The 4,448-nt window shown below is 67.6% G+C and carries 4 protein-coding genes; 1 reads left to right on the top strand and 3 read right to left on the bottom strand.

Annotated elements, in window-relative coordinates; genetic code table 11:
- From X803_RS19960 to X803_RS0113245, 3 genes are all read right to left on the bottom strand, one after another.
- Positions 1–1,720, bottom strand: a 1,720-nt coding sequence (locus X803_RS19960; RefSeq protein WP_084033757.1) for a HelD family protein, incomplete at its 3' end; no start/stop codon positions are given.
- An 83-nt stretch (positions 1,721–1,803) separates the two neighbouring features.
- Positions 1,804–2,331: an adenine phosphoribosyltransferase gene (locus tag X803_RS0113250; protein WP_026545510.1), complete on the bottom strand. Its 528-nt coding sequence runs from the start codon at positions 2,329–2,331 to the stop codon at positions 1,804–1,806.
- A complete protein-coding gene (locus tag X803_RS0113245; protein ID WP_253907470.1) occupies positions 2,328–3,014 on the bottom strand; it encodes a DNA-3-methyladenine glycosylase in 687 nt (228 codons plus the stop codon). The genes X803_RS0113250 and X803_RS0113245 overlap by 4 nt, the downstream gene beginning before the upstream one ends.
- Positions 3,015–3,106: 92 nt before the next feature.
- Between X803_RS0113245 and X803_RS19955 the strand changes: the two genes are divergently transcribed.
- On the top strand, positions 3,107–4,448 hold a 1,342-nt coding region (locus tag X803_RS19955), incomplete at its 3' end, for an AlkA N-terminal domain-containing protein (protein WP_035778972.1).

Here is a 4,448-nt window from a genome sequence, read left to right as displayed (position 1 = left end):
CCTGCCACGAGTGTGAACCGGCGATCGAGCTGGTCTGGGCGATGTCCCCGACGATGGTGAAGGACTTCAGGGGACACTTGCGCATCAGCAGCCGCCACTGCATCGGCGACAGTTCCTGTGCCTCATCCACCACCACGTGGCCGTACGCCCAGGTGCGGTCACCCGATGCACGCTCCGCCGCGGTGAGCCGGGTTTCAGTCACCACGTTGTGGTCCGCCAGGGCCTCGGCACTCAATACCCCGTCAACGCCCGCATCTTCAAGGGTGGCGCTCACGTTCTCCAGTGTGCGTTCAGCGTTCGCGATATCCCGGCGTCGTTCCTGTTCCTTTTCCGCCGCGTTCCGCCCGGCCGATGCGTCGAGCTCACCCAGCAGTTCCGCTGCCTCGTCCAGCAATGGAACGTCAGCCTCAGTCCAGGGTGCGTCCTCCGTACGGTGGAGAAGCTGCCGCTCGGCGTCGCTGAGGTGCGGTGCCGCCGCTTCAAGCTGCGCGGGCTTGGCGAACAGGTCCCGCAGCAGCTTTTCCGGAGTCATCGGCATCCAGGCGAGGTTCAGCGCGATCCGCACGTCCCTGGAGGTGCGGACGTCTTCGGTGAGGTAGGAGCGGTCGGCGGTGTTTCCGGCACCCGACGATTCTTCCAGCTGTTCGGTCAGCTGCTCCGTGAGTTCGCGCAGCATGATCTTCACGAAGGTTGTCCGTGCCTCGTTGTGCGGTTTGCCGGTAGCGCGGGCGCGGTCCCGGGCCCGGCGGACCTGCCGCGGCGTCAAGGTGAGAATGCTGCCTTCAACGTTGAGCTTCCGGTTCTCGGCCGGGATGCGCTGGCGGTTGGCGACCGCCTGCTTGACGACACCGGCCATGTCCAGGCGGCCCTTGAGGGCCGCGACCTCTTCCGAGGGCTCCTGGACGGTCTGGATGCCCGGCATCAGGCTGCCGATGCTTGCCATCACAACACCCGTTTCGCCCAGGGAGGGCAACACCCGCTCGATGTACTTCATGAATGCGTTGGTTGGGCCGACCAGCAGAACACCCGCTGACTTCAAGCGGTCCCGGTGCGTGTAGAGCAGGTAGGCGGCGCGGTGGAGCGCGACGGCGGTCTTGCCTGTACCCGGACCGCCCTGAACGACGACGACGCCGGGCAGCGGCGCTCGGATGATGCGGTCCTGCTCGGACTGGATGGTTCCCACGATGTCCGACATCTGGCCGGTTCGCCGGGAGTTGAGGGCTGCCAGCAGCGCCCCCTCGCCCTGGAGAGAGTCAGCATCCGTGAGCATGGAGGCGTCGAGCACATCGTCTTCAACGGCAACGACGTCCCGCCTCGACAGAATGAGGTGGCGCCGGCGCCGGACGCCCATCCGCTCGAAGGCGGTCGCCTGGTAGAAGGTGCCTGCCTCCGGTGCCCGCCAGTCGACCATGAGCTGCTGCAGGTCCTCGGTGGAAAGACCGATCCGGCCGATGTAGCGCTCCTCTCCGCTGTCCAGGTCCAGGCGCCCGAACACCAGCCGGTCATCCACCGCGTTCAGCTGCGCGAGCCGGTCCTCATACATGGTCGCGAACGCGTCGCGTTCGGACCGGTTCTGGTGCGACCCGGATGAAGTGGTCCGGCGAACCTGATCGAGCTGGCGCTGCTTTTCGGCGCGCAGTTCATCAAGCCGCTGGTACAGACCGGCCACGTAGCGGCGCTCGTGCTCCAGCTCGTTCCGGGCTACTGACATTTCAGGCATTGCGCGTTTCCCTCTCGCCAAGGCGGACCGTCAATTCTATCCCGCTCAGTGCGAATTTCCATGAGCCTGCGCCGCGAACACGGCTAGATAGTTGCCAGCGCGTGAACAGAAGCCGGCACGGCAGCCCTGCCGCCGAGGCCGGCCAGTTCCAGGACGACGCCGGCACCCACCACTTCGGCGCCGGCCCGCTCAAGGAGGCGGACTGCTGCCGCGAGGGTTCCTCCGGTGGCGAGGACGTCGTCCAGCAGCAGCACGCGGGTGCCGGGTGGGAACTCGTCCCGGTGGATCTCCACCGCCGCAGTGCCGTACTCCAGGACGTAGCTTTCGCTGAGGACCTCCCGGGGAAGCTTGCCCGGCTTACGCACCGCCGTCATGCCCGTGCCGGAAGCGTAGGCTGCCGCCGCTGCAAGGATGAAGCCGCGGGCTTCAATACCGGCTACGCGATCGAACCCACCCTTGAACGGCTCGATCAGTGCGGAAGTGACAGCCGCAAATGCGGTGGGGTCCGCGAACACCGGCGTGAGATCGCGGAAGGTCACCCCCGGTTTGGGGAAATCGGGCACGCTTGCGCAGGAGGACAGGATGAGGTCGCTGGTATTTGAGGGCGTCATGGCTTCCTGGTGTCTGAGTTCCTGGGGGTACCTGCGTTGCCCGGTGTGTCCCGGGCGAGCCGCGCGGTCCGCGGCCTGGCTGCCGGCCGGTACACCGAAACGCTGGCTTCCCCGGACAGCCAGTAACGCCAGGGATAGGCGGGTGACCCACCGGGACCGCTGACCCCGACGCGTGGTCCGGTCTGCAGGCGCAGCGGGTCCGCAGGGTGCTCGGGAAGTACGAGCTGAAGGCGGTCCGAGAATACGTCTGCGCCGTCCAGGTTCCGGTCGATTCCAAGCGCCTGGGCAAGACGGGCCGGTCCCCGTGCAAGGTCCCGGTCCGAGCGGGGATTACCGCGCCGGCGCCGCGCTGTCTCCAGTCCCCCAACAACCTCGCCGGCGCGCAGCAGCAGACCCGTTGCATGTCCGGGAACCCCGCAGACCACGTTGGCGCAGTAATGCATCCCGTACGTGAAGTACACGTAGAGGTGACCGGCCTCGCCGAACATCGTGGCATTGCGGGCGGTCTGCCCGCGGAAGGCGTGCGACCCTGGATCCTCCGATCCCATGTACGCCTCCACCTCCGTGATACGCACGGTGACCGGCTCCGATCCGTCGTCGTGCGTGAGGTGTGCACCAAGCAGCAGCGGCGCAACCTCGACGGCCGGATGCGCAAGGCGGGTGCGTTGCAGGGCTGGATCCACCAAAAGACCGTATCAATACCGCCGTGCATGCTGCGCACGGCCATGTCCGATTTCCGCTAGCAGCGCACCTTCCGGCCTGCGAGGATGGAGCAATGGACTTCTGGCAGCGGTACCGCGCGATCGAATCGCGGGACATCCGCTTCGATGGGCAGTTCGTCACTGCGGTGGCCACCACGAAGATCTACTGCCGCCCATCGTGCCCCGCCCGTACACCGAAACCGTCCAATGTCACCTTCTATCCCACCTCGGCGGCGGCACATCAAGCGGGCTACCGCGCCTGCAAACGGTGCCTTCCCGAGGCGGTCCCCGGCACACCCGCCTGGAATCTGCGCTCTGACACCGCTGCGCGGGCAATGCGGCTGATCTCAGACGGCGAGATCGACCGCACCGGCGTTCCGGGACTTGCGCTTCGCCTGGGCTACTCAACCAGGCAGCTTGGCCGCATCCTCTCCTCGGAACTGGGAGCCGGGCCGCTTGCCCTGGCGCGCGCCTCCCGTGCACAGACGGCGCGGACCCTGCTGACGGCAACAGACATGCCGCTCTCCGATGTGGCGTTCGCCTCCGGGTTCGCGAGCATCCGGCAGTTCAACCAGACGGTGCAGGAGGTTTACAGCCTCTCCCCCTCGCAGCTGCGGCATCGGAGCCGCGCACTGTCGCATTCCCCGGCGGCCGCGGGTGCCCCCACCTCACTCGGCCTGACGCTGCCGCTGCGGGAACCGTACGACGACGGCATTTTTGCCTTCCTGTCCGCGCGCGCAGTCGACGGGGTCGAGCGGGCAGACGAAGGCGGGTATGCCCGGCTCGTTCGCCTTCCCGGCGGTGAAGGCTGGTTCAGGGCCGCGCGGGGACGCGGCGGACTGGACGTTTCGGTGAGGGTGGAGCACCTGAAGGATCTGCCCGTCCTGCTGTCCCGTATCCGCAGGCTGTTCGACCTTGACGCGGACCCGACAGCCATCGACGGCGCACTGTCGGCAGAACCGGCAATGTCTGCGCGGGTGCAGCGGCATCCGGGTATCCGGCTGCCCGGGGCGGTGGACCCGCAGGAGATCCTCATCCGCGCCATGGTGGGTCAGCAGATCACCGTCGCCGCTGCGACCGGTGTCCTGAAGACCCTCAGCGTGCTCGGGGCTGCCTCCATGCTCGGCTGTCCCGGCCACAGCCGGCTTTTCCCCACGGCCGCCGAGATTGCCGAGGGAGCAGGGCCGCTGCTGAAGGGGCCCGCGCGCCGTCGGGCGGCCCTGCTCGGCGCCGCTGCGGCACTCGCCGACGGAAGCGTATCCATCGGCGTCGGAGACAGCCCGGCGGAACTTGAGGGGAAACTCCTTCCGCTGCCAGGGGTAGGGCCGTGGACGGTACGCTACGCTGCGATGCGGGTCCTCGGTGCCACGGACGTTTCGCTCGACGGCGACGCCGCGGTCCGAACCAGCCTGTCGA

It is taken from the genome of Arthrobacter sp. 35/47 (genome assembly GCF_000520475.1).
Taxonomy (GTDB): Bacteria; Actinomycetota; Actinomycetes; order Actinomycetales; family Micrococcaceae; genus Arthrobacter_D; species Arthrobacter_D subterraneus.
Note: the sequence above shows the minus strand (reverse complement) of the source record. Positions and strands in the feature narration are given on the sequence as shown.

Excerpts from the sequence above, each read along its gene's own strand:
- X803_RS0113250 (WP_026545510.1), bottom strand. The coding sequence starts at position 2,331 with ATGACGCCCTCAAATACCAGCGACCTCATCCTGTCCTCCTGCGCAAGC.